This window comes from Achromobacter ruhlandii (assembly GCF_902859695.1).
Classification (GTDB): domain Bacteria; phylum Pseudomonadota; class Gammaproteobacteria; order Burkholderiales; family Burkholderiaceae_B; genus Achromobacter; species Achromobacter ruhlandii.
The window spans coordinates 79,165-100,411 of the sequence record NZ_CADIJL010000022.1 but is presented as its reverse complement, the minus strand read 5'-3'; the positions used below and the strand labels follow the sequence as shown (position 1 = coordinate 100,411).

Sequence of the window (21,247 nt, the reverse complement as noted above, 5' to 3'; positions counted from 1 at the left end):
CGGCCGCCGCCGCGCGGGCCGCCGCCTGCGCCGCCTGCTGCGCGGCCACCGCCGCCGCGGTGCGGTTCAGGTTGTCCAGCGAGCGCTGCAGCTGCTGGCGCGATTGCGCCTGCTGGCGGGCGCTGTTGCCAATGCCGGCCAGGCTGCCGTCGGGCATGCGGCCGGTGCGCTGCGCGGTGGACTGCACCGCGTTCTTGTCGGCGAACCAGCCGGGGCTGAAGGCCCGCGCCTGGGCCTGCGCCGTGCCGCTCCAGCCGCCGGCGATCAGCAGCACCGCCAGCGCCTGGCGCAGCGGCGTCGGGCGCCAGTCCGGACGGCGGCGCCCCGTCTTGCGCGCCATGAATGCCTTACCGCCGCGTTGCGCCAACCGTGCCTGCATGATCGTCTTTCCTTATTCCAATCGCGGTGTTCGCCACCTAGAACAAGACAGACGGATGGAAAAATGCCGACCAGAACCCTGTCATAAATAATTCACGAACCCCGCCGGGCCGCGGCGCCGGCCGGCTCAGGACAGCAGCACCACGCCGCCCGGCAGCCGGGTCACCTCGGCGCCATAGGCGTCGCGGATCAGCTGCTCGGCGTCCGCCACCTGCGCCAGCGCGAAGCGCGCCTGCACCCGGCGTTGGCCAAGCTGCCTGTTGAGCAACACCAGCCGGCCGCGCCGATAGCGGTTCAACTCGTCCACGACGTCCGCCAGCGGCACCCGGTCGAACACCAGCCAGCCGCGCCGCCAGGCGGTCACGGCTTCGGTATTCACCTTCGCCGGGGGCATCACCCGGCGGTCGTCGTAGCGCAGCTCCTGGCCGGCGCCGACCTCGTAGGTGCCCTGTGCGTGCGCCAGCCGCACGCTGCCGGCCAGGCAACACAGGCTGGCCTCGCCGCCCAGATAGCGCAGGTTGAACAGCGCCTCGCGCGCCGAGACCCGTCCCGCCCCCGCCACCACCTGCGCCACCGGCGCCGGCAGCGCGGGATTCGCATCGGCCTGCCGGCCGACGCGGACCTCGGCCTCGCCCGCGGCCAGCTCGATCACCGCGCCCGCCGAAGCCGCCGCCGACCGCACATTGATGCGCGTCTGCGTGTTCAGTTCCAGTTCCAGCGCATCCCCCAGCGCCACCCGGCGCTGCTCGCCGGTCGCCGTGCGGTAATCGGCGCCCAGCTCGTCCAGCCCGGGCCACAGCCCCAACGGCGGCCGCCACGCCAGATAGGCGGCCGATGCCGCCACCGCGCCGCCCAGGAACGCGCGCCGGCCCGACCGCGACGGACGCCGCGTCGTGGCCCGCGCCGCCGCTTCTTCGCGCACCGCCGGCCCCAGCGCCTGCCACAGCCGCTTCTGTTCGGCGAAGGCGGCCTCGTGCCCCGGGTCCGCCCGCAGCCAGGCGCGGAACGCCTCCGCATCCGCTTCGGTGGCGGCGCCCGAGGTCAGCGTCAGCAACCAATGGCGCGCATCGTGGTCGTGCGACGCCCGTCCGCGCCCGCGCCTTCCCGGCAGCATCATCAGCGCCATGATTCGTCTTCCTCGCCCGCGCCCCGCGCGGGTCCTTCCTGCGCTTGCAGCGCCTTGCCGCAATGGGCCAAGGCGCGCTTGAGCTCCTTGGATACGATGCGCTCGGACACGCCGTAGCGCCGGGCGATCTCGGCATGCGGCACATCGTGCACCCGGGCGGCCAGCAGCATCTGCTGGGTCCGCTCCGGCAGCTGCCGCAGGGCGCGGCGAAACGCATCGATCTGGCTGCGGCCCTGCGCGATGCGCGCGGGGTCCTCCGTCTCGTCCGTCGCGCCGACCAGCTCGATGATCTCCACCCCCGTCAACAGGCGCGAATCGCGGCGGCGCTGATCCTCGGCGATGTTCACCGCCACCCGGAACAGATAGGCCGCCGGCTGCTGGATCGACGAGCTCGATGGCATGTCGTTCACTTTCAGGAAGGCTTCCTGCATGGCGTCGTGCGCCAGGTCGTCCGACCCCAGGCGGCGCTTGAGCTGGCTGCGAAAATCGTTGTAGCGCTCCAGGAACAAGGCGCGCAGGGAACCCGCCGGCTTGTCATCCCGCATGGCTTGCCCCTCGCAGCGCGGCGCAATCATCCACATCGCTCGCCTGCAGCAGGATCGTCACCGGCTGCGCCATGCCGCCCGGCAGCGGTCCGGCCGTCACGCCGCGCAACGCGGCCTCCAGCCGCCGATTCAGCGGCGCCGATCCGGTATCCGATACCCAATCCACGCGGTCGACGCGCCAGGCCTTGTCGAACCACAGCTTGACCAGGGCGCGATAGCGGCCCGGCTCGGCGCCCTGTCCTTTGCACAGCGCCCGCTTGAGCGCGCCTTGCAGCGCGGCCGCGTACGGCGTGTCGCGCAGCCGCGCCGCGGCGGCCGACCGCGCGGCTGCCGTCTCGCGCGCCGCCACCAGCGTGAACGAATGCGCGCTGGCGTAGCGGATCGCCAATGGCGATCCCGCCAGGAGCTTGCGCAAGGCATCCCCGGGGGTATAGGTGCCGACTACCGCGGGCGCATGGCGGCCGGCGGTCAGGGCGCTGTCGACCAGCACCGTCAGGCCGCTGTCCAGGCTGTATTGCGCCAACGCCTGGTCCAGCGGCTGCGCGGCAATCGCGAACGCCATCTCGCGCGGCGGCGCCTCGGCGCGGCTCGCGCCGGCCAACGCCCACACCCCCAACGCCAGGCAGGCGTGCCGCATCCAGCCCCTGCCCGGCGGACAGGCGAAGGTCATCGACGCCAACATGGAGGAAAAATGCCAGGCATGGCCATTGTCGCGGGCGCCCGCGCACCCGTCTCGTAGGAAAGGCGCCATGCTAGGACGCGCGAATGACGCAATCGTGACACGCCACATCCGCGTCACGGCAGGCCGCCACGCAATCGTCACCTGCGCGGCGTCATCCGTCCCTATACTGACGGCATGGCGGCCCCGGGCCGCCGGGCCTTTTCAAAGGAGCCCGCATGCGCACACATCGCCCCTCTTCGCGCCACGCCAGCCTGCTGTTGCTGGCGGCGCTGGCGGCAACGCCCCTGCTGGCGGGCGCCCAGGCGACGCCCACGCCGGCGCCCCCGGCCGCCCAGCCGGCAGCCAAGCCCGCCGCCCGGGCCTGCATCGACACCGAGGTCAACGGCTACCATGCCCTGTCGTATGACTGCCTGAACCAGAAAATGGCGCCCGACGCCGCGCCCAAGCCGCCGCCCACGCTCGGCTCCGAAGCGATCACGCAGCGGCCGCCCAACCAGATGGGCCTGCCCACGCCCGCCACCATCGGCAACCGCATGGGCAACACCTTCGGCACCTCGGCCTACCCGCAGCGACCCGCGCCGTAACGGGCGCGCGCCGTCACGCGTGCATGCCACGGCGCTGTTCGAGCCGTGGCGGCGATTGTCCAGCGGGCTTCAGGCGGTGCGGCTGATGAAATAGATCTTCTTGACGAACTGGTCCACTTCCCAGCGGCCGGTATAGCCCTCCGGCATCACGAAGGCCTCGCCCACGGTCAGTTCATGCACGGTGCCGTCCGGATCGACCAGGCGCGCCGCGCCTTCGACGATGTAGCCGAACTCGATGTAGCCGGTGGTGTTGGACTGGAAACTGCCGGCGGTGCTTTCCCACACGCCGGCCTCGGCGCGGCCGCCATTGCCTTCGAAGGCGGTCACGGTGCGGAACGCCGCGTCGCCCGAAATGGGACGCTTGGGCTTGCCCGGCACCGGATTCTTCATGGGGCCGGCATCGATGCGGACCAGCCGCGATTGATCATGCTTCACTGCATTTTCCTTGGAATCAATGCGCCGCCACCACCAGCACCTCGGCCGCGCCGCGGCTGACCGTGCGCATGCGATGCGGCAGTTCGGAATCGAAATAGAGGGAATCGCCGGCGTCCAGGCGGAACGCGCGTTCGCCCACCTGGACCTCGATGGCGCCCTTGAGCACCAGCAGGAATTCCTCGCCGGGATGCGGAAAGACCGCGGCGGCGTCGGGAAATTCACGCGGCGGGTGCACGATGAAGGGTTCCATGGCCTTGACCTTGCGGCGCCCGGCCAGCGACTCGTAGTGGTATTCGTTGCCCAGGTCGCGCCGTTGCAGCGCCTCGCGATCGGCCACGCGCACCAGGCTGACGACCTCGTCCTGCGCCGCGCCATCGCCCCCCACCAGTTGCGACACGCCCACGCCATAGGCTTCGGCCAGGCGCAGCACGGTGGAGATCGAAGGTTCGCTCAGACCTCGCTCCAGCTTGGAAAGATAGCTCTTGGTCAGGCCCGTGCGTTCGCCCAGCTGTTCCAGGGACAGGGATTGCTGGCGGCGCAGCGCGCGCAGGCGATGGGGCAGGTCGATCATGGGCGGGAAAATGGCGGACACGACCGATAAGAATGCCCGAAAGCCGCCGTTGCGTCGAGCCAGGGTCCGCGTCGATCACGCATGGCCGGCGGAGCATCTCCCACGTCTGCGCTAGAATGCGACTGATTTGCATTTGCACAACTATTGCCACGCTCCATGCTTCCGCCCTCTCTCGTCCAAGACCAGGCCCTGCTGGTCCGCATCTACGCGCACGACCGGCCCTGGCTGCTGGGCCGCCTGTACTCGCGGCTACGCAATCTCGAGGACGCCGAAGACGTGGCGGGCGACACCTTCGTCCAACTGATCCAGACGCCCCGGCTGGCGTCCGTGCGCGAACCGCGCGCACTGATCATCACCATCGCCAAGCGCCTGGTCTGGAAACTCTGGCGACGCCGTGAACTCGAAGCCGCGTGGCTCGACAGCCTGCTGCAGCAGGACGAACCCTACGCCCCGTCACCGCAGGAACAGTTGTCGATCCTGCAGACGCTGCAGCGCGTCGACCAGATGCTCGATGGCCTGTCGGCAAAGGCGCGCGCGGCCTTTCTTTACAGCCAGCTCGACGGCCTGACCCACAAGGAGATCGCCGCCACGCTGGGAGTCTCGGTCAGCATGGTTCGGCAGTACATCGCGCAAGCCCTGCGGCGCTGCTACGCGCTGGCGGACGCGCCATGAGTCGGACTCCGCCCCCCGCCGAGACCGGCGACCGCGCCATCGGCTTCTGGCTCAAGCTGACCTCGGGCGACGCGACCGACGCCGACCGCGCCGCTTGCGCCGCCTGGCGTGCCGCTGATCCGGCGCACGAACACGCCTGGGTGCGGTTGCAGCAGGGGCTGACACAGTCGGTCGGTCGACTCGACACGGTGCTCAAGAACCGGCACGACACCCTGCGCCAGGCCCTGGTGCGGCCAGCCCGCCGGCGTGTCCTGTTGGGCGCAGCCGGCCTGGCGGGCGCGGCCGCAAGCGGTGCCTGGGTGGCCAATCGCGTGACGCCGCTGGCCAACCTGACCGCCGACCTGGGCACCGCGACCGGCGAACGCCGCCAGGTCACCCTGCCCGACGGCAGCCTGCTGACACTGGATGCCCGCAGCCGCGTGGACCTGGATTTCGCCGCGGGCGCGCGCACCGTGCACTTGCGGGAAGGCGCCGTGATCGCCCTGCCGCGCGCCGCCCTGGCCGCGGTCTTCTCGGTGCGTACACGGCATGGCGATGTGCGCAGCACCGGCGCAACCTACATGGTCCGGCAGGAAGCCCACGCCAGCCAGGCCGTCGCGCTCGGCGACGGCATCGACATCGTCACCCGCGGCGCCCGCCGCCTGACACTGGCCGCGGGCCAGGGCGCACGCTACGGCAACGACTGGATCGACGCGCCCGCCGCCGGTCAGGAAGGCGCGGCGGCATGGCGCACCGGCTGGCTGCAGGTGCGCGACCAACCCCTGGGCGACGTCATCGCGGCGCTTGGCCGGTATCGCGCTGGCGTATTGCGCGTCAGCCCGCAAGCGGCGGCGCTGGAGGTGTCCGGCAGCTATCCGCTGGACGACACCGACCGGGCGCTGAGCGCCCTGGCGCACACTCTGCCGCTGTCCGTGCGGCGCTACACGCGCTGGCTGACCCTGATCGACACCCACGCCATCTGAATCCGGCCAGTTTTTTTGCATCGGGACTGTCACTTTTCCGTTCTCGCGGCACATGTCTACATATCACTGTGCGCAACGTATCGGAGAACCTCATGCGCGTACTGCACCCTCGTCATCTGTCCTGCGCGGCCTTCGCCGTGGCGGTGTCCGTTTCCAGCCTGCCCACCCACGCGCAGACGCGCGCCGCCCTCGCCTTCGACCTGCCGGCCGCCAGCCTGGATGTCACCCTGACGGAGATCGCGCAGCGCGGCCAGGCCGTGCTGTCCTATGACCCGAAGATGGTCCGAGGCCGCCAGGCCCCGCCGATCCAGGGCCTGTACACGGTCGACGCCGCCCTGCGCCTGGCGCTGGCCGACAGCGGCCTGGAGCCTGCGCGAGTCGCCGATGGCACGCTGACACTGCGGCGCCGCCCCGGCGCCATCCCGACGCTGGCGCCGGTCACGGTCAGCGGCGCGGAACTGCCCGCGAGCACCGCCGGCACCTATGTGGTGTCGGCCAGCAACAGCGCCACGCGCCTTAACCTGTCGCCGCGCGAGACGCCGCAATCGGTCACCGTGGTGACGCGCCAGCGCATGGACGACCAGTCCATGCAGACCCTCGACGACGTGTTGCAGGCGACCACCGGCATCGCCATCGTGCAGAACGGCGCCGAGCGATCGGTCTATTTCGCGCGCGGCCAACTGGTCGACAACCTGCAGATCGACGGTATCGCCACCAACATCAGCAATGCCTATTCTTTCGACGCGATCAACAAGCCCACCACCGAGATCTACGACCGCGTGGAAGTCGTGCGCGGCGCCACCGGCCTGCTGGAAGGCGCCGGCAACCCCTCGGCCGCGATCAACCTGGTGCGCAAGCGGCCGACGGCCGCCCCCCACGGCACGCTGACCCTGTCGGCCGGCTCCTGGGACAGCTATCGCAGTATGCTCGATGTCTCGTCGCCGCTGAACGAAGCCGCGACCCTGCGCGGGCGCGCCGTCATAGCCTACACCGATGGCGGCGATTTCAAGCGTCGCGCGGACAAGGACAACCAGCTGTTCTACGGCATCCTGGAAGGCGACCTGGGCCCGGCCACCACACTGTCCGCCGGCATCAGCTACCAGAAGGACCGCAACCGCGGCTACGACTGGTCGGGGCTGCCCGTCCAGGCCGACGGCGATTTCTACCCCATGCGCCGCAAGACCTCGCTGGTGGGCAGCTGGAACTACCTGAACAAGCGCAACACCAACCTGTTCGCCGATGCCCGCCACGAGCTCGCCAACGGTTGGAAGCTGACGCTGGCCGGCAACTGGCTGTCCGCCAAGTCAGACTTCCTGGGCAACTACACCCAGCGCGTCGACGGCGATGTGTTCACGCTCAACCCGCGCCTGTTCCAGTACGACGACACGCAGTGGGGCCTGGACGCCTACGCCTCGGGTCCGTTCACGTTGCTGGGCCGCCAGCATGAACTGGTGGTGGGCGCCTCCAGCCGCAAGGACAACTTCGACTACCACGGGGGACGCGACGCCAGCTACCGCTACCTGGTTGACATGAACGACCTGGGCGCATTCGATCCCCCGGCGCCCACCGGCCTGGACGCCCACATGTGGAAGTACAACATCACCCAGAAGCAGCAAGGCGTCTATTCGGCCGGGCGCTTCAGCCTGACCGACAGCACCAAGCTGATCGTCGGCGCACGCGTCAGCTGGTTCGAGTTCGACCGCTATGCCCAGACCACCGTGCGCACCGAAAGCCGCTACGAGAAGCGCGGCAAGATCACGCCCTACGCGGGCGTGGTGCAGGACCTGAATCCGAACCTGTCGGCCTACGCCAGTTATACCGAGATCTTCAAGCCGCAGGAAAACATCGGCGTCGACGGCAACGTTCTCAAGCCCATGACCGGGCAGAACTACGAAATCGGCCTCAAAGGCGAATTCCTGGACCGCCGCCTGAATGCCGCGCTGGCGCTGTTCCAGGCCGACCAGAAGGGCCGCGCCAACCTGGTCAACGACAGCGACCTGTGCCCGCCAGGCATCTTCTCGTGCTACCGTGCCGCCGAGAAAGTGCGCAACCGCGGCCTCGACCTGGAAATAAACGGCGCCATCACGCCCGCCTGGAACGTCAGCCTGGGCTATACCTATACGGTCTCCAAATACGTGCAGGGTGAGCAATCCGGCCAGGCCTTCTCCAGCAACACCCCGCGCCACCTGTTGAAAGCCTCGACCGACTACCGCCTGCCTGGCCAGTGGAACAAGCTGCGCGTAGGTGGCTCGGTCTACGCCCAAAGCGGCATCTACGAATCGAGCAGCCCCGACGCGGACACGCCATACCGGATCCGCCAGGCGCCCTACACCCTGGTTGGCCTGCATGCGGTCTACGACGTCAATAAGAACCTAGCGCTGCAACTGAACGTCGACAACCTGTTCGATCGCACCTACTACCAGACCGTCGGCAACGACAACTACTGGAACTTCTTCGGACAGCCGCGCGCGATCCGGCTCGCGCTGCGAGCGACGTTCTAGCCCACCCTCCGAACAGCGCGAGTCATCGCGCGATCGATCCGCCCCGCGGCCTGGAGGTTAGGCGTCCAGCACGTCCGGGTGCTGGCGCAGCGCGCGCCGCGCGTAATACGAAAAGCCCACCTGCGAGCGCTTGGGCGTCAGGATCCAGTCGTGCGCCTCATGCCCCAGCGCCGGCGGAATCGGCTGGATCTTGCCGGCCGCCATCGCCAGCAGCTGCATGCGGGCGGCGCGCTCGAACTGCAGCGCCAGCACGCAGGCCTCTTCCACCGTGCCCGCGGCCACCAGCATGCCGTGGTGCGACAGCAGGATGGCGCGCTTGTCGCCCAGCGCCGCCGAGATGATCTCGCCTTCCTCGTTGCCCACCGGCACGCCCGGCCAGTCCTTCAGGAACGCCACGTCGCCGTACAGCGGGCAGTTGTCCATGTGCGAGACCTCCAGCGGCACCTCCAGCATCGACAGCGAAGCCGCGTGCAGCGGGTGCGTATGGATGATGCAGTTGACGTCCGGCCGCGCCCGGTAGATCCAGGAATGGAAGCGGTTGGCCGGATTGGGCATGCCGCCGCCTTCCTGCACCCGCAGGTCTTCGTCCACCAGCAGCAGATTGCCGGCCGTGATCTCGTCGAACCCCAGCCCCAGCCGCTGCGTGTAGTAGCGGTTGGGTTCCGGCGCCCGCGCCGTGATCTGGCCCGCCAGGCCCGAATCGTGCCCGCCGTCGAACAGGATGCGGCAGGTCAGCGCCAGGCGCTCGCGCAGCGTCCAGTCGGGCGTGTCGAACTGGCGCTGCATCTCGGCCTTGGCGCGCGCGATCAGTTCATCCTTGCCCAAGTGCATCGTATCGGCCATCTTTGACTCCTCGCTATGCCGTTTCCAACAACGGCGTAAAGCCCGGCAGGGCGCGCATGCGCGCCAGCCAGGCGTGGATATGGGTAAAGGCGGACAGGTCGTAGCCGCCCTGCTCCGCCATGCTGGTGTAGGGATAGAGCGCGATGTCGGCGATGGTCGGCGCCTCGCCCACCAGGAAGACGCGGCCCGCCAGATGCGCCTCCATCCAGGCCGCCGCGCGCATGCCGATGCGGCGCCACTCCACCATCGCCGGGTCATCCACCCGCGCCGTGCCGCGCAGGTGGATCAGCAGCCGCGGCTGCGCGAAGGCGTGCATGTGCTGGGTCTGCTCGAAACTCAGCCAGCTGGCCACCTGCGCCTGCGCCAGGCGCCCGTCCGGCAGCCAGGGCGTGCCCCGGCCCAGGTACCACAGGATCGCCTGCGACTCCGCCAGCCACACGCCTTCGGGCGTGCGCAGCGCGGGCACCTGCCGCCACGGATTGATGCGGCCGAAGGCCTCGGTCTCCAGGTCGCCCTGCACGATGTCGAAGGTGCGGCGCGTCAGCGCCAGCCCCATGTAGCCGCAGGCCAGCCGGACCTTCCAGGCATTGCCCGAACGCAGCGTGTCGGCCAGTTCCAGCGGCTGTCCCGCCAGGGGATGCGTCGTCATGCTCAATCCATCCTGATATCGGCGCGCTTGACGATCTCGGCCCATTTTTTCTTTTCGGCCGCGATGAAGCGCTGGTATTCGTCCGGCGCGCCGGTATGGAGCTGCGTGCCCTGCGCCGCCAGCCGCGTCTTCAGTTCGGGCGAGGCCAGCGTCTGGCGCAGCGCCGCGTTGAGTTTTTCCAGCACCGCCGGCGGCGTGCCGGCCGGCGCGAAGAACGCATTCCAGGAACTGATCTGCAGCCCGGCGTCGCCGGCCTCCCCCGCGGCCGGCACCTGCGGCGCCGACGACAGGCGCTGGTCCGCCGCCACCGCCAGCGCGCGCAGCTTGCCCGAAGCCAAGTGCGGCATGATCACCGGACTGGCGTCCATCACCACGTCCACCTGGCCGCCGATGGCCGCGTTGACCGCTTCGCTGCCGCTCTTGAACGGCACGTGCACGATGTCCACGCCCGCCGTCAGTTTCAGCAGCTCCAGCCCCAGGTGCGGCGAACTGGCCGTACCCGCCGAACCGAAATTCAGCTTGGCCGGATGCGCCTTGGCATACGCCACGAAGTCCGCGAAATTCGCCGCCGGCAGATCGCCGCGCACCGCCAGCAGATAGGGCGAGCCGGACACCAGCCCGACCGGCGCGAACTTGTCGGGGTCATAGCTGAGCTTGGCGTAGATCAGCGGGTTCACCACCTGCGTGCCCACCGTGCCCATGAAAATCGTATACCCGTCGGCCGGCGCCGTCGCCGCCACCTGCGCCGCGATCACGCCACCGGCGCCAGGCCGGTTTTCCACCACGACGCTCTGGCCGAGCGCGTCGCCCATGCCCTTGCCCACCTGGCGCGCCACGATGTCGGTGATGCCGCCGGCGCCGAACGGCACCACCAGCCGGATCGGATGATCCGGAAACGCGGCCTGCGCGCCGCTGCTTGCGGCCAGCGCCAGGGCGGCGGCCATGATGATGCGCTTCATAGGATTCCCCTTGTGTCCGCCGCTGGATCGCGGCTATGACACAAAGTGTCCTATAGAGCATTGATTTTCCGCAAGGGAAATGTGATTGGGGGAATCCCTGAGGGGCGGGAATAGCGTCCGCCTTTTTTTGTTGAAGTTCGCCTTTTGGCTTTGGCCGGCAACACCTGCTATTGCGCAGGCGTCTTCTCTTATTCTGTACGGATGGACGGCCTGCAGGCTAAAAAGGCGAACTTTGCAATAAACGCTATTGAACTGGCGCGACAGCCCAAGCTTGCAGATTCGGGATATGCCCGTACGGGCATCGGGAAGGAGGCACGGACGTCTCGGGCACTCGGCGATACGTTGGGGCTTGTAAGAGAAGAAAGCCGTGCCTTGTATGAAAGGCGCGGGGTCCTGTGGTCACTGGCTGCTTCCGGCCAGGAGCAGACCTTGAAAGTATCCCGCAAGTGACTGCTTCAGACTGACCCGAGTCAATCGCAGTTCCGACCTGGGCTACAGCATCCGCTGACGCCTATCATTGACTACCGGCAACCGCGACCGATAGGGACACCTTCGGAAGAGGTCGGACGGCTCGAGATACTTTCCGCCAAGGCTATTGCCAACTTCAGCGAACTAAATCTCAAGCTTAACGAAATTCGACAGTAGGCTTGAACCACGGCTTCCTGACCGGTCCGAACGCCAAAGAGAATCCGAACACCTGCGCAATCCGCTGCAGCTACGTAGATTGAAAAGCCAATGCGTTGTCAACACGAGGCTCGCCACATGCCCTGAGTTGTTCATTCGTTAGCGGTCACTGTGGCCGAAGTGATTTCGTATTTCAACGTCAGTGCCATTCGTATCGACTTTGTCAAGCCCTTGAGGCTGTAGACGGATGGCTGGCGGGCGGTGCCAGAGACTTCCGCCACGCGCTGGCGTCCGGCGTTGCGCGACCTGCCACCGATGCAAAGTTTAGGTGAGGCTACTGCCCAGCGTACTTTGGAGATCGGGGGCCGTACAGAATGCCCCCGGAAGTGCCGGCGCTGAGCAGCAGGTTGTTCGTCATGCCGGCGACGCCATAGCTACGATCGGAGATCGTATTGACGACCTGATCCACCACCGCCTGCACCAGCATGCCGATCAGGCCGCCGCTGCTATTGCTGGCTTGCACCATCTGCTTGCTGCCATCCCACAGCTTGGCGCCCGTGCGCAGGTCCACCAACGCGGCATCGATCGAAACCGTGATCGAACTGGACAGCACGGCATACTTCGAGCCGTACTCCTTGACAGTCATGTACAACGCGGCGTCCGCGCCGAAGATTTCGCGCAGGCGCGCGGCCGGCAGTTCGTGGATTTCGTCCGCGTTGGTCAGGCCATTTTGCTTGAAGGTCTCTTCCATGACGGCGACGGGCACGACGTAGTAGCCCGATTCCGCCAGAGGCATGGTCGCCTGCGCCAGCACCGCCGCGCTCGCCGCCACGTCCACCGAGGTATTCAGAGGCGGCAATACCAGGATCGACGCCGGCTTGCTTTCGCGGAAGGCGGCGTAGTCCACGTTGCGCTGCGGCGCGGCGCAACCCGCCAGCAACGCAACCAACGCCAATACGGCGATTCGCATGATTGTGTGCATGTCAGGCTCCCTGCTTGGCGGCTTGCGCGTTGGTGGACGTGGGCGCGGGCTTGGCGGCGGGCGCCGTGGACGGCTCGGGCGCAGGCGGCATGGCCGCTTCGGCGCCGCCCGCAATCTTGCTGGCATTGCGCAGCAGGAAATCCATGAAAGGCTTGGATTCGGGGAAAGCCGCCTTCTCGCCTTCCAACTGCTCCAGCCCCTTGTCCCCTTCGCCCAGCTTCAGGTACAGCATGCCCAGATGCGCGCGGAACCCCGGCGGCAATTGCATGTTGGTCGCCCGCGCGGTTTCGATGTTCTTTTGCATCGCCAGGCTTTGAGCCGCGTAGTCGGCGCCATCGTCCTTCAGATAGGCGTAGACCGAAGGTTGGTACGATTGCCAGCTGTACATGTTCTTGGGTTGCTGCGCGCACGCGCCCAGCAACGCCAGGGCAGCCACCGCCAATACGCGTCCCGTACGCGCGAACGCCTGCGGGCGAACCTTCACCGGATTGTTCGTCATGGGATTGCCTATCAGGGCTGGTTGGGCTGCCAGGCGCCCTGTTCGATACCGTCGACCAGCCGGTCGACGGCCTCACGGATCGCCAGGTCCAGCACCTTGCCGTTCAGCGTCGAGTCGTAGCCGGCGGTGCCGCCGAAGCCGATGACTTCGCGGTTGGACAGGCTGTATTCACCCGCGCCCGACGCGGAATAGACCACTTCGGAGGTCGTCACGTCGACCACGTTGAGGTCAACCTTGGCGTAGGCCACTTGTTCCTTGCCCCGGCCGAGGATGCCGAACAGTTGCTGGTCTCCGGTCACCTTGCGGCCGAACGCCGTGACGTCGCCCGTCACCACGTAGCGCGCGCCCTTGATCTGGCTGGCTTTCTTGTTGAACGCCGCTTCCTGGGCAATTTCAGACAGGTTGTCGCGGTCCATGACCTGGAATCGACCGCTGCGCTGCAAGTGGCTGACCAGGATGGTCTTGGCCTGGCCGCCCAGACGATCGACGCCATCGGAGAACACGCCGCGCAGGTAGTTGGTGCGGTTGTCGAACTTGCCCACCGAGATCGGGCTGCGCACGCCCTGGTAGGGCTTGCTGGCCGCGGCGACCGTGGGCACCGCGACCGACTGGGAACGTTCCGTGGCGCAACCGGCCGCAGACAAGGCCAGCACCCCCACCACTAACAACCTATTCAGCATCAATTGCTCCTGTTGTCTTGCACGTTTCGAACGACCATCGCTTTCCCCGCGCTCATTGCCGTGATCCGGCTGCGCAATCGGTTACCAAAAAGCAACTTCTTACAACCCTATAAAGCTGCGTGGCTGCCCCGCCTGCGCTAGGTGTGAGAAGCCACGCTGTTGGCTCGCACTCTAGCCGGCAGTTGATTGATTGAAAATCAGAGAATTCCGAAAATGGCGAAAGGGGCCAACGTGCGCGACTTGGAGTGCACGTCCACAAGCCTTGACCCACGAGCAAGGAGGCGGATACATTCCATTGGCCCCTGCACACGCAAGACACAGTCAGGCGAAGCTCCTAGAGCGCGTAGGCTTCAGATCCAAAGCGTATGCGACCTCGAATGACGCCGGTTTCAGCGAAAGGCAACCGCTGCCATCTGTGCCAGCGTGGATGCTACAGCGACGTGATGCGGCAGGAAGTAGTTGGCCTCATGCAGTAGGTTGATCTGGCCCAGCAACTGGCCGCGATGCATGACCGGCACGTTGAGCACGCTTTCGCACCCCAGCCCAAATATGCTGGAGGCGTCCAGGAAGTCAGCTCGCACGGCTGCGGCATCGGGCGCCAACTGCGCCCGGCCGGTTTCGAACATGCGCGTCAGCGCCGGGGCGCCACCGATCTGCTTGGAGCCGGAAGGGGGATAGGCGTCGGGTCGACTACTATAAAGCCGGATGGCCAGCCCCTCGGCGTGGCGGTACTGCAAAGCCGTGAACAACTTGTGTCCGACATGCCGGTCCAGCAAGCGGTCCAGGCAAGCCAGCAACGTGTGTCGCTCAGGGGCAGCCACGGCGTTTGCAAGGCCCTCCAGCTCCGTCCACGACACGCCCGCCAGCCGTCCAAATCCATTGTCCGTATCGTGTGTCGTCATGGGTTGTTCTTGTCAAATGCTAGCGGCAAGCTGATGCGCGATGCCTGCGCGGCGCCGTGGCCGACCTCCCACAATGGCGGTCTGCCGTGAGGCACTTGCCCGCAATGATCCCGGTCGGCCCCGGCAAGCGATACGCGTATCCGGCTACCCTTTGAAAACCGCCATGCGGTGGGCAGCAACGCGAGACGTATGTGTTCCTGCCGTCCCGGCGTCATGGGCGCGGCATCGGCTTTGCTGAACGTGCGAAAGGGCCAGGTCGTGCGATACGTGTCCGGGCACGACGATTCCTTCCTATGCAGCAACCGCAGCAACCCTTCCGTGACATAACGTTCGGTCCCGTCCGCCTCGACCTCGGTCAGGTACACAAACAAGGCGCCGTCGGGTTCGCTGCTGGTCAACCAGATATCGGCCACCGCATGCCCCGCCAGCTCGGCCGCACGCGCCAGCGGCTCGGATGTAAAGCTTGCCATGCGGTCTGTGCGGCCTTGCCAATCCGGATAGTATTCCGTGCTGTTGATGGCGGCAATGCGCTCATAGCGCGTTCCCCGCCCGGTGCCAATTGAAAAGTCGACCTGGTGGCGGCTGACGCCTGCTTCGGCGTCGGGACGGTTCGCCAGCTTAGCCCCCGCCTGCAGAAACAATACGGTCTCTTCAGCCGCGGACAATGGCGGCCACTGCGATGCGCTACGCCATTGCTCGGCATGCAGGGCGCAGTAATGCACCGGATCTTCTGCGTCCAGGCCTGTGGGCAGGCCCATCAGGTAATGGTCGAAGAACCTCAGCACTTCCGCCAGCCACGGAAAATCCGCCATCTGCGTGCCGCGCCACGGTGACACATCGATGCGGGCGCCGTGATCCCATGGGCCCAGCAGCAAATGCCGGGGGTTGTCCGCCAAGGTAAGAAATCGCGAGATGGCGCCGTTCATGTAACCCGCTCCGTCCATCCAACCCGACACCGACAGCACCGCGACGTCCTTGCCGATGCCAGACGAGACGCTGTACGGACTGAAGGATGCGGAACTGAACCCGGGGTCGTAAGGCAAGGGATCTTCGCGAAAGCGGAATTCGGGCATGAACTCCGTTTGCCGAAAGTTCGCCAAATGCTCCTGGATAGCTTGCGCTACCAGCACCCCGGAAGAATCGTCGTCCACTGGCTGCGGGCCCTGATAGGCCGGATTGGAGTAATACACCACGCTCGACAGCATATGGCGCTGATCGTGATCCAGCGCCACCATCAGATCGTCGTAGCTTTGCGTCAAAGCCTTCAAGGCGATGCCGCCCGGAAAATAGTTGTCGGTATAGGTATCCCACACAGAGAACAACGGCGCTATCGCTCGTACGGCAGGATGGCCCGTGCTTGCCAGGAAGTCCGAAGCAGCTCCCAGATAGGAAATACCCGTGGCGCCCACCGCCCCATCCGACCAGGGCTGCGCGACGATCCAGTCCACGACCTCGACGCTGTCATCGCGCTCGCGCGGCGAACGGAAGCTGTCGCGGGTCCCGAAGCTTGCCCCGGTGCCCCGCACGTCAATCACGACCAGCGCATAACCGCGAGGCACCAGATAATCGCGGAACTTGGCGATGTTGGGCGCACGCTCACCCTCGGCGCCGGGATCCATCTTGAAGCGCCGGTAATACGGCGTGAACAAGGTGATCGTGGGATAGCGGTTGCTGGCGTTGCCGGTGTCGCCAATGGGCTGCGGCACGTAAACATCAATGGCAAGGCGGCATCCGTCGCGCATCGCCAGATAGCGCGAGACAGGTTCGGGAATCGCGTGCGTGTTCGGACGCGAGTGGGCATAGGCGGCGGGCGTGACGTTCCAGGCTGAGGATTGGCTTAGGGTGGAATGCATGGCGGTCCTGATCATCGGCAATCCCCCCATCTTAGAAAGTGCGGAATCGGGAATCCAATACGGCATTTCTATACATGCATAGGGCAAACCTATAATTGGGGGGACGCGCGTGAAAACCCCTGAAAACCTAGGGTATTCACCAGGGATAAATGCCGTGAAACACATGTTCTGATAGCGGCCGAGATCAAGTAATAGGTATCGCTTATGGACCTGAGACAACTGCGCTACTTCACCCACATCGTCGAACTCGAGAGCATTACCGCCGCGGCGCAAGCGCTGCATATCGCTCAGCCCTCGCTCAGCCAGCATGTGGCCAATCTCGAAGCCGAATTCAATACGCGGCTCTTGGTGCGCAGCCCCATGGGCGTCAGCACGACCGACATCGGCCGCGTGCTGTACCGGCACGCGAAGATGGTGTTACGGCAAGTGGAAGAGGCGCGCGTCGCGGTCGAGCGCGGGCGCGATACGCCGGCGGGCCACGTCACGCTAGGCTTGCCCACCAGCACATCGCGCGTGCTGGCCGACCTGTTGATCGAAGCGGTGTCGGCGCGCATGCCCGAAGTGACGCTGGAACTGATTGAAGGTAGCAGCGCCGATTTGGGCGAAGCCGTGGCCCGCCAGCGCATGGACGTGGCGATCGCCATGGATGTGCAGCAGCAGCCCCGTATGCAGGTCACGCCCCTGCTGGACGAAGAACTGATGCTGGTCGGAGCGCGGTTGCCTGGCGGCGTCAAGGCCGTCTCGCTGCAAGAGGTGGCAGGGCTGCCGCTGCTGCTGCCCAGCTTTCCCAATTCCATTCGCGTGCTGATCGAGCGGGCATTTGCCGAGGCCGGGCTTCAGTACACGCTTGTCGCGGAAACCAGCGCGGTATCGATCCTGCTGGCCGCCGTACGCGCGAAGCGGGGCTGGACAATCCTGCCGACGTCGGCGCTGGCCGGCAGCGAAGCGCCCGGCGCATCCGTGACGGCCATTCCCATCAACGATCCAAACTTCCATCGGCGCGCCTCGCTGTGCCTGTCAGCCCAGGCACAGACCAGCCTGGGCTGCATGGCCATACACGATCTGGTCATCGAGACAATGCGCGACCTGGTGGCCACCAAACGTTGGCAGGGGGTTACGTGGCTTGGCGCATAGCGCCGCGCCTGTCATTCCGGATTGATGCCGGCGGACTTTGCGACCTTCCCCCATTGCTCCCGGTCCTGGGCCACCACCGCTTCGAACGCCTTGCCCGTCACACCGCCGGGGACCGCGCCTTGCGCCAGGAAGTACTGCTTCATGTCGTCCTCGCTCAGGACTTCCTTGAGGGTGCTCGTGATCTGCTCAGCCAGCGGCGCCGATATGCCCTTCGGCGCAAATAGTCCGAACCAGCCGGTGGCTTCGAATTCGGGATATCCCTGTTCGGCCACGGTGGGTACGTCAGGCAAGACGTCTACCCGCTCCTTTGATGTCACCGCTACGGCTTTCAGATCGCCTCGTTGGATATAGGGCAGCGACGTCATCACCACGTCCAGCATGAAATCGACATGGCCGGCCATGGTGTCCGTCAGCGCCGGGCCCGAACCGCGATATGGCACATGAGTGAACGGCACGTTCAGGCTGGAGCGCAGCACTTCGGTCGCCAGATGATTCGAAGACCCCTGGCCGCTCGATCCATAGCTGATCCCGCCTTGCCGCGAGCGGCCCTGCTTCACGAGGTCCGCCAAGGTCGAGATGCCCAAAGATTTGTTGACGACCACCACATTGGGCACGGTGGCGATCATTGCCAGCGCCGCGAAGTCCGTCACCGGATCGTACGTCAGCGATTTATACAGGAACGGCGCGACAGATTGCGTGCTGACCGTACCCAGGAACAAGGTGTAGCCGTCGCCCGGCTGGCTGCGCGCATAGGCCGCGCCGATCGTGCCGCCCGCGCCGGGCTTGTTTTCCACCACAACCGGCTGGCCCACCTTCTCGCCGAGCTTCTGGCCCACTTTTCGCGCCACAATGTCGGTAGAGCCGCCGGCCGCGAAAGGAACGATAAGGCGTATGGGTTTGCTCGGCCAGGCGGACTCCGCATGCGCGGCCGGCAGTCCGCCCGCCGCCACGACCACGCTCAGCCCAAAGCCGAATAGAGACGTCTTCATGCCATTCCTTGAACAAGAGAGTAGTGATCGCGCTATTCGGCCTGAACGCCGGCACGCTGGATGAAGGCGCCCCAGACTTCGGCATCCGTGGCGGCACGCTGTGCAATGCCCTGCGCCGTGCCCGGAATGGGCACCAGGTAAAGCGCGCGCAAGCGTTGCTGAATCGCCTTGTCGGCCAAGGCTTCCTGCACGGCCGAGTTCAGGCGGGACACCACGCCTTCGTCCATCGCGGCCGGTCCCACTACCGCGAACCAGCCCGGCATCACCGGCGCTTGAATTCCCGCTTCGCGCAGCGTGGGCACATCGGGCAAGTCTGGCGCGCGGCTGTCGGCCAACACCGCCAAGGGCACCAGGTTGCCTGCTGTCACCTGGGGCAACGCGGCGCCCAGCACACTGGTCATCACGTCCACCTGTCCGCCCAACACGGCGTTCAAGGCGGGGCCCGAACCTTTGAACGGCACATGCATCAGCTTGATGCCCGCCGCCTCCGCAATCATTTCCGTGGACAGATGGGTAGAGTTACCCGCGCCTGCGCTGGCGAAGCTCAGTGTGCCTGGTTTGGCCTTGGCGGCCGTCTGCAGTCCCTTCAGCGACTTGATCCCGCTGGTCTTGCTGGCGACCAGAAGAAAGGGGGTGTCCACTACTGGCGAGATATATGTGAAGTCCTTATCTGCCCGGTATGCCAGTGATTTGTACAGCCGCGGGTTGAAGCTCATCTGTGATACCCCGGCCAGCATCAGGGTGTAGCCGTCGGCGGGCGCCTTCGCGACAAAGCTGGCGGCAATGATGCCGTTGGCGCCCGGACGGTTTTCGATCACCACTGGCTGCCCCAGCGACGCGCCGATGCGCTCTCCCAGCAATCGGGCGACGACGTCGCCGCCCGACCCCGCGGATTGCGGCACGATCAATCTAACCGGACGGTCTGGGAATCGATCTGCCGCACTGGCTTGCGCGCCCCACAGCATAGCCACGCCACACAAGGCGCCAAGAAAACGACGTTCCCACTGCATAGTTATTTCCCCTGATTCGACGACTGAACGCGCCCTTCTGCCCGTTCTGGGCATGTCTAGAAATGGTAGGCGGCTCACGTATACGGCTCAAATACGGGATTGCGATGGGCCCATAGGAAAAACCTTTGATACGGGGAAATTCGGCACGAACCGGGCCCTGCGCGCGGGTTTGTCCCAATTGGAGCCTCGTCTCAAGTTCGCAATCCGCCCGCGTCGAAGTTCATTGAAGGTGGAAACTCGAATTCCTTTAAATCAGGAACCCAGCGAGATTGGACTCATTCACTCGGTAGCACGGGTTCATCGGACATGGCATTCCTCCGCCCGCTCCTCGACTTCGGATGCGCCTTGCTCCAACCCCTGCCGGTTATGCTTGTCATCGAGTCCATAAAACGCCGTCGCGTCTTCCATCACTTCTTTCACGCCGCTTCTCGACAGGCAATCCGAACCATGAAAATTCTTGCAGCAGCGTTGCTGAGCCTTTCGTTCCTGGGGGCGGCTCCCTGCGTCGCGGAGACTGACGCGGATCAAGCGGAGCTCCTGGGGACGCTGACGGGCGGAAGTTGGCATTCCAGCGACGGCCAGGGCTCCTACCGGGTGATCATAGAAAACGTGGGCTTCGAGCATGTGAGCTGCCGTGTTTGGATCGAGTGGCTGGCTACTACGTCATCCGGAAAGAAACAGCCCGGGCAACCGCCGCGCCTGGTCGCCAGGGCGTCGTACGACGAAATCTCCAACGGCTTCTGGTCTTGCAATCCGAAGAAGGTCGGGTTGGCCGGTGGCACGCTGACCATCCACGCCAAGCACACCTATTCCGGTGAAAACCACAAGTTCTGCGCCGTGCTGGGCGCACCGGGCGAGTACCGCAATCAGGGCTTATGTTGAGCCCGCCTCCCTATCGCGCGCGTCAGTGCCTGCGGCACACCTCGAACATTCCGATCCGTCTGGATCCCACGGCCCGGGAAGGGTCTGGAACGCGGCAATGCCCGGGTCTTCGTGCCTTGCCGCGACACGGCCCACGACAACGGTGTTCTTACGCAGGTCAAATGCTCTAAGACGCCCCGCGAACATTGGTGAGCGGCAGCTGCAAGGCACAAGGACCGCTTTGGGTCGCCGTGAAGCCTCACTTCCAATCTGCGAGCGGAGAACAGATCACGACTGTGCAGCGACAGGAAGCCGAAATGGCGCTCCCAGTCGATTGAACGCGTTCATCGCCGCGATCGTGATCGTGAGGTCAACCAGATCTTTGGGCGCGAAATGTGCCGAGGCGGCAGCATACGCCCCATCAGAGGCGTGCGTCTCGCCGACACGGGTCACCTCCTCAGCCCAGGCCAGCGCGGCGCGCTCCTGCTCGGAGAACAGATGGTGCACCTCGTCCCATACCGGTATCAAATTGATCTTATCTATCGACATGGTTTTCCTGAGATCGCGACTGTGCATGTCGATGCAGTGTGCGCAGCCGTTGATTTGCGAAACACGGAGGAATACCAGATGCACGAGTTCCTCAGGGAGGTTCGTCTTCTTCGTGACGTAGTGGTGGATACCGAAAAGTGCCTTCGCGCCTTCAGGCGCGATCTCTTGCCAGTTCAAGCGGGTCATCACAGTTCTTTCCTCTCGTTGAAGATTCGTAGAATCGAGGCCGGCGCGCCCCACAGGCCGCCTATCGACTT

Annotated in this window: 23 protein-coding genes; 6 read left to right on the top strand and 17 right to left on the bottom strand. The window is 65.7% G+C overall.

Translation table 11 applies throughout. The features are described from left to right. The 4 genes from HV742_RS22680 to HV742_RS22665 all read right to left on the bottom strand — a co-directional run. The coding region (locus tag HV742_RS22680; protein ID WP_175146418.1) for a hypothetical protein at window positions 1-379 on the bottom strand (379 nt) is incomplete at its 3' end. A gap of 126 nt (window positions 380-505) precedes the next feature. Beyond that, window positions 506-1,504 (bottom strand): FecR family protein, encoded by a 999-nt coding sequence (locus HV742_RS32475; protein ID WP_175146417.1) that lies wholly within the window; start codon window positions 1,502-1,504, stop codon window positions 506-508. Continuing rightward, window positions 1,495-2,049 carry an RNA polymerase sigma factor gene (locus HV742_RS22670; RefSeq protein ID WP_068979954.1) on the bottom strand — a complete coding sequence of 185 codons (555 nt, stop codon included), beginning with the start codon at window positions 2,047-2,049 and terminating at the stop codon, window positions 1,495-1,497. The genes HV742_RS32475 and HV742_RS22670 overlap by 10 nt, the downstream gene beginning before the upstream one ends. Continuing rightward, window positions 2,039-2,731, bottom strand: a complete 693-nt coding sequence (locus tag HV742_RS22665) for an STN domain-containing protein (protein WP_232732801.1) — start codon at window positions 2,729-2,731, stop codon at window positions 2,039-2,041. The genes HV742_RS22670 and HV742_RS22665 overlap by 11 nt, the downstream gene beginning before the upstream one ends. Before the next feature lie 215 nt (window positions 2,732-2,946). Here HV742_RS22665 and HV742_RS22660 point away from each other — a divergent pair, with 215 nt between their 5' ends. Beyond that, entirely contained in the window at window positions 2,947-3,315 is a 369-nt protein-coding gene (locus tag HV742_RS22660; protein ID WP_175146416.1) for a hypothetical protein, read from the top strand. Between the two features lie 69 nt (window positions 3,316-3,384). Here the strand turns inward: HV742_RS22660 and HV742_RS22655 are convergent, their stop codons facing one another. After that, the gene (locus HV742_RS22655; RefSeq protein ID WP_054417395.1) at window positions 3,385-3,750 is read right to left on the bottom strand and encodes a cupin domain-containing protein; all 366 of its coding nucleotides are present in this window, start codon (window positions 3,748-3,750) and stop codon (window positions 3,385-3,387) included. Between the two features lie 16 nt (window positions 3,751-3,766). Next, window positions 3,767-4,321 (bottom strand): helix-turn-helix domain-containing protein, encoded by a 555-nt coding sequence (locus HV742_RS22650; protein ID WP_054417394.1) that lies wholly within the window; start codon window positions 4,319-4,321, stop codon window positions 3,767-3,769. Window positions 4,322-4,477: 156 nt separating this feature from the next. Between HV742_RS22650 and HV742_RS22645 the strand changes: the two genes are divergently transcribed. From HV742_RS22645 to HV742_RS22635, 3 genes are all read left to right on the top strand, one after another. Further along, on the top strand, window positions 4,478-4,993 hold the full coding sequence (locus HV742_RS22645) for a sigma-70 family RNA polymerase sigma factor (protein ID WP_175146415.1): 516 nt from the start codon (window positions 4,478-4,480) through the stop codon (window positions 4,991-4,993). Next, on the top strand, window positions 4,990-5,955 hold the full coding sequence (locus tag HV742_RS22640) for a FecR domain-containing protein (protein ID WP_175146414.1): 966 nt from the start codon (window positions 4,990-4,992) through the stop codon (window positions 5,953-5,955). Before HV742_RS22645 ends, HV742_RS22640 begins: the two co-directional genes overlap by 4 nt. Before the next feature lie 92 nt (window positions 5,956-6,047). Continuing rightward, on the top strand, window positions 6,048-8,456 hold the full coding sequence (locus tag HV742_RS22635) for a TonB-dependent siderophore receptor (protein ID WP_175146413.1): 2,409 nt from the start codon (window positions 6,048-6,050) through the stop codon (window positions 8,454-8,456). Window positions 8,457-8,513: 57 nt separating this feature from the next. Here the strand turns inward: HV742_RS22635 and HV742_RS22630 are convergent, their stop codons facing one another. The 8 genes from HV742_RS22630 to HV742_RS22595 form a co-directional block, all read right to left on the bottom strand. Continuing rightward, on the bottom strand, window positions 8,514-9,299 hold the full coding sequence (locus tag HV742_RS22630) for an aldolase (RefSeq protein WP_175146412.1): 786 nt from the start codon (window positions 9,297-9,299) through the stop codon (window positions 8,514-8,516). A gap of 13 nt (window positions 9,300-9,312) precedes the next feature. Beyond that, window positions 9,313-9,948 (bottom strand): glutathione S-transferase family protein, encoded by a 636-nt coding sequence (locus HV742_RS22625; RefSeq protein ID WP_175146411.1) that lies wholly within the window; start codon window positions 9,946-9,948, stop codon window positions 9,313-9,315. Between the two features lie 2 nt (window positions 9,949-9,950). Further along, window positions 9,951-10,907 carry a Bug family tripartite tricarboxylate transporter substrate binding protein gene (locus tag HV742_RS22620; protein WP_175146410.1) on the bottom strand — a complete coding sequence of 319 codons (957 nt, stop codon included), beginning with the start codon at window positions 10,905-10,907 and terminating at the stop codon, window positions 9,951-9,953. Between the two features lie 958 nt (window positions 10,908-11,865). Then, window positions 11,866-12,513: a DUF799 domain-containing protein gene (locus HV742_RS22615; protein ID WP_068958692.1), complete on the bottom strand. Its 648-nt coding sequence runs from the start codon at window positions 12,511-12,513 to the stop codon at window positions 11,866-11,868. Between the two features lies 1 nt (window position 12,514). Beyond that, window positions 12,515-13,012 carry a DUF4810 domain-containing protein gene (locus tag HV742_RS22610; RefSeq protein WP_175146409.1) on the bottom strand — a complete coding sequence of 166 codons (498 nt, stop codon included), beginning with the start codon at window positions 13,010-13,012 and terminating at the stop codon, window positions 12,515-12,517. Between the two features lie 11 nt (window positions 13,013-13,023). Then, window positions 13,024-13,692: a CsgG/HfaB family protein gene (locus HV742_RS22605; protein ID WP_068958696.1), complete on the bottom strand. Its 669-nt coding sequence runs from the start codon at window positions 13,690-13,692 to the stop codon at window positions 13,024-13,026. Between the two features lie 389 nt (window positions 13,693-14,081). Continuing rightward, window positions 14,082-14,594, bottom strand: coding sequence for a GAF domain-containing protein (locus tag HV742_RS22600; RefSeq protein WP_068958697.1), 513 nt, complete (start codon window positions 14,592-14,594; stop codon window positions 14,082-14,084). Continuing rightward, entirely contained in the window at window positions 14,591-16,447 is a 1,857-nt protein-coding gene (locus HV742_RS22595; RefSeq protein ID WP_175146408.1) for a CocE/NonD family hydrolase, read from the bottom strand. The genes HV742_RS22600 and HV742_RS22595 overlap by 4 nt, the downstream gene beginning before the upstream one ends. A 204-nt stretch (window positions 16,448-16,651) precedes the next feature. Here HV742_RS22595 and HV742_RS22590 point away from each other — a divergent pair, with 204 nt between their 5' ends. Next, on the top strand, window positions 16,652-17,581 hold the full coding sequence (locus HV742_RS22590; protein WP_175146407.1) for a LysR substrate-binding domain-containing protein: 930 nt from the start codon (window positions 16,652-16,654) through the stop codon (window positions 17,579-17,581). A gap of 11 nt (window positions 17,582-17,592) precedes the next feature. Here the strand turns inward: HV742_RS22590 and HV742_RS22585 are convergent, their stop codons facing one another. Both HV742_RS22585 and HV742_RS22580 read right to left on the bottom strand, forming a co-directional pair. Continuing rightward, window positions 17,593-18,570, bottom strand: coding sequence for a Bug family tripartite tricarboxylate transporter substrate binding protein (locus HV742_RS22585; RefSeq protein ID WP_175146406.1), 978 nt, complete (start codon window positions 18,568-18,570; stop codon window positions 17,593-17,595). A 32-nt stretch (window positions 18,571-18,602) separates the two neighbouring features. Continuing rightward, window positions 18,603-19,580, bottom strand: coding sequence for a Bug family tripartite tricarboxylate transporter substrate binding protein (locus HV742_RS22580; RefSeq protein WP_175146405.1), 978 nt, complete (start codon window positions 19,578-19,580; stop codon window positions 18,603-18,605). A gap of 345 nt (window positions 19,581-19,925) precedes the next feature. Between HV742_RS22580 and HV742_RS22575 the strand changes: the two genes are divergently transcribed. Continuing rightward, window positions 19,926-20,462, top strand: a complete 537-nt coding sequence (locus HV742_RS22575; protein WP_175146404.1) for a hypothetical protein — start codon at window positions 19,926-19,928, stop codon at window positions 20,460-20,462. Window positions 20,463-20,729: 267 nt separating this feature from the next. Here HV742_RS22575 and HV742_RS22570 read toward each other — a convergent pair whose 3' ends face one another. Further along, complete coding sequence (locus tag HV742_RS22570) at window positions 20,730-21,176, bottom strand: carboxymuconolactone decarboxylase family protein (protein ID WP_175146403.1); 447 nt, start codon at window positions 21,174-21,176, stop codon at window positions 20,730-20,732. Window positions 21,177-21,247 lie beyond the last annotated feature (71 nt).